This is a genomic window from Streptomyces endophyticus (assembly GCF_035798155.1).
Taxonomy (GTDB): Bacteria; Actinomycetota; Actinomycetes; order Streptomycetales; family Streptomycetaceae; genus Streptomyces; species Streptomyces endophyticus.
Window position 1 is genome coordinate 1 of the sequence record NZ_JAOZYC010000071.1, and the last position, 739, is coordinate 739.

1 protein-coding gene is annotated in these 739 nt (G+C 68.3%); it reads right to left on the reverse strand.

Annotation, left to right across the window (positions count from 1 at the left end; translation table 11 throughout):
- Nucleotides 1-2 precede the first annotated feature (2 nt).
- Nucleotides 3-662, reverse strand: a complete 660-nt coding sequence (locus tag OKJ99_RS09470) for a DUF4232 domain-containing protein (RefSeq protein ID WP_326015411.1) — start codon at nucleotides 660-662, stop codon at nucleotides 3-5.
- Nucleotides 663-739: the final 77 nt, after the last annotated feature.

Sequence of the window (739 nt, forward strand, 5' to 3'; positions counted from 1 at the left end):
TCCTACTTGGTGGTGTGCGTCGGGTAGACCTCGACGTCGGTGTAGGCGCCCTTGATGTCTCCGGCGCCCGCGGGCCAGTCGAGGGTCACGGAGTGGGTCTCGTTCGGGGGCGTCACCAGGATGTTGGTCGGGGAGGAGAGGCTTTCGCCGGAGCTGTCGATGTCGTAGGCGAGGTTGAAGACGGCCGCGTCGCCGGGCTTGAGGGTGGTGACACGGGGCTGGGCGTGGCCGCGCTCGATGGGGTTCGAGGTGTTGTCGGCGTCCTTGATGTCGACGCCCGCGAAGCCGGTGGCCGAGCAGGTGGTCGAACCCCGGTTGATCATGGTGATGTTGATCCGGCCCGCGCTCTCGTCGGGCGCGGCGTCCACGGCGTCGATGGCGAGGTCCTGCGTCTTGCAGAAGGTGGCCTTGGAGCCGGACTTCGCGGCGCTGTTCGCGGCGCCGGCCTGGACCTCGGTGTCGTCACCGCTGCCCGCCTTCGCGTCGCCGGCCTCCGAGCCGCTCTCCGACTTCGAGCCACTGTCCGAGGAAGAAGACGTGGACGAGGAGGAGGAGTCCTTGGAGGAGGTGTCCGTCCCGGAGTCGCCGCCACCGCAGGCGGTGAGCGAGAGAGTGGCGGCGACGCCGATGGCGGCGAAAGCGGAGATGCGGGTGTACTTCATGGGGTTCCCCCGTGGGTGGCGCGGTGTGTGCGGTCTGAAGTATTTGTATCCCGCACCGAGTCACGGGCAGTCCTCCA